Here is a 2,549-nt window from a genome sequence, read left to right as displayed (position 1 = left end):
TGGTACGGCTGTGCATCATCAGCATGACCAGGCTGGACGACTTACTTTTAACAAGTATACCGATGGTAGCTGGGAGGCTTGGGAGTACGATAAGGTAGGACGGCTCACCAAAGCGTACAACAGGGACAGTGTGACGGAGTTTGTGCGTAATGCATTGGGACAGGTCATAAAGGAAACCCAGGACGGGCGTACAGTGGAGCATAAGTATGATGAGCGTTCCCGACTTTCAAATATTGTCAGTGCATTAGGAGGAAGTATTACCTACGGATATGATATAAAAGGCACTGTCAACCACATGTCAGCTGCTATGTCAGGACAGAGGAAGCCTTGGGAAGCGAATATAGCATACGATAGGTTCGGGCGTGAAACATCACGTATGATGCCTGGCTGTGTAGAGAATACTATGCACTATGACAGCATTGGCCGCCCTGCACATCAGCGTGTCCGGCATAATGGTCAAACGCTGTATGACAAGTCATATACTTGGGGCGATAATCTTCGTCTTTTACGAACGTTTGACACAATAAACGGTAGAAGTGTCCGTTACGATTATGATACCTTCGGTTCTCTGTCAGGGGCTGTGTATGGTGACGGCAGCAGTCAGTGGCGTAACCCGGATGCAATGGGTAACGTGTACGACAGCCCCGACCGCACGGACAGGAGTTATGGGCGTGGTGGACAGCTGCGTGAGGACAAGAAGTGGCGGTATTATTATGACAGCCATGGTAACCTTGTGCTCAAGACCATGCGCAGGTCGGGACCATCCCTTGAAACTGGGATGCGGGATAAGTTCCTTGCTTGGCAGAGCGGTGACTATGCCTATACGTGGCAAGCCAATGGTATGCTTAGGAGTGTAACACGACCAGACGGCAAAACCGTAACGTTCAGGTATGATGCTTTAGGTAGACGCATTGAGAAGGTCTTTGACGGACGTGTATACCGCTACCTCTGGGATGGTGATGTCATCCTGCATGAGTGGGAGTATGCCGAGGCTGACCGTCCGAACACGATTGTTACCGAGACTGGCGAGGTCACACTCGACAGGCCAGAACCAGTTGAGAATCTCATCACGTGGGTTTACGATAGTGACAGCTATGTCCCAACAGCCAAGATAGTTGGTGACAGGCATTACAGCATCATCAGCGACTACATCGGCCGTCCCGTCCAGGCATACGATGATAACGGTAATGTTGTCTGGCAGGCAGACTATGACATCTATGGTAACGTCCGCAACCTTCACGGCAGCAGGCAGTTCATCCCCTTCCGCCAGTTAGGTCAGTATGAGGACGAGGAGACTGGACTGTATTACAACAGATTCAGATATTATGACCCGAGGATTGGTAATTATATCAGTCAAGACCCGATAAAGTTAGGAGGTAGTAATCCTACATTATACGCCTACGTTCACGATTCTAATAGTTGGATAGACCTGTTTGGATTAAAATTAATTACAGTTTACCATTATACGAGTAAAAAAGGGTATAATATAATTAATTCTCAAAACCCTATAAAGTTTAAAGCCAATAATCCAGTTAAGGGACACCCCAATGGAGTTTATGTCACGACTAAGTCTCCTGAAATGCTTTCTCAATCGAAAAATGGATATAAAAAATTAGGTCTTACTTCTGAAAAATCATCTCATTTTTTTGAATTTGAAATTGATGAAACCATGTTAAAAGATATTCAAGGAGATAGAGGTAGTTTTATTAAATATGTAGAGGGAGATTTAGAGGTTCCTAAGGATAAGATTAAAAGAAAAGGTCTTAATCCATGTAAAAAATAAATAATAAGTTATGTTTACAGGTATTGATTACGTTTTATATACACATAAAAGGCAAGAGTTATTTATCCAAGAAATGAAGAAATCTTTTTCTTTATGGGATAATCCTTATATTATTATTGATAATGAGGATAATACAACTGATATATATATAGCTAAAAACAAGATGATGTTCGACCTTATGGATGAAAAGGGATATTATACAAATAGGGATTCTGGCGAAGGTCCTTTTTTACTTATATTTAATAGTAACTTTGCTTCAGATTGTAATAAAATAACTTTAGTCCTTCCTGAAGATATTGAAACGTCAAAATTTTCAAGAAAGGTGTTTGATTGGGCTAAATCTATTTTATAGAGCCTAGAACTATCTTTTTACTTTTAACATCTTAAAAATAGGAAAGAATGGACTTTCTTCTTTTAAATCACTTCGTATCGACCAAAGTACTGGTGCACATCATCACTTTGACCTCACAGTTGACCTTGAGTCGGGAGGTAACAGACAGGTGCATAACCTCAGTAGCAGTAAAGAGTGGCTCGGCAAAGATATCATAGTGAAGGCTGCGAGCAAACCATTCTTCTGTGGCATAGTGACAAATATTGAGTTGCATCGTGATGGCAGCGACTTCGGGTGTATACAGGTGTCTGGCTACTCCTCTACTTATCGTATGGAGACGGCACCGAGCTGTTACTCATGGAATGACAGGTCGATTGGTGATGTCGTAAAGAGTCTGTGCAGTGATGGTAAGGTACAATTGGCATTGAATGCAGC

General features: G+C 42.7%; 2 protein-coding genes and 1 pseudogene. All 3 read left to right on the top strand.

Annotation, left to right across the window (positions count from 1 at the left end; translation table 11 throughout):
* Positions 1–1,783: RHS repeat-associated core domain-containing protein (locus tag CHB62_RS14425; RefSeq protein ID WP_217899702.1), on the top strand; the 1,783-nt coding region annotated here is incomplete at its 5' end.
* Between the two features lie 10 nt (positions 1,784–1,793).
* A complete protein-coding gene (locus CHB62_RS14420; RefSeq protein ID WP_009013213.1) occupies positions 1,794–2,135 on the top strand; it encodes a hypothetical protein in 342 nt (113 codons plus the stop codon).
* Between the two features lie 28 nt (positions 2,136–2,163).
* Positions 2,164–2,549 (top strand): annotated as a pseudogene (locus CHB62_RS14415) (hypothetical protein); the annotation flags it as partial.

The organism is Prevotella jejuni, assembly GCF_900187995.1.
Taxonomy (GTDB): Bacteria; Bacteroidota; Bacteroidia; order Bacteroidales; family Bacteroidaceae; genus Prevotella; species Prevotella jejuni.
The sequence above is the reverse complement of the archived record's forward strand: the minus strand, read 5'-3'. Positions and strand labels throughout refer to the sequence as shown.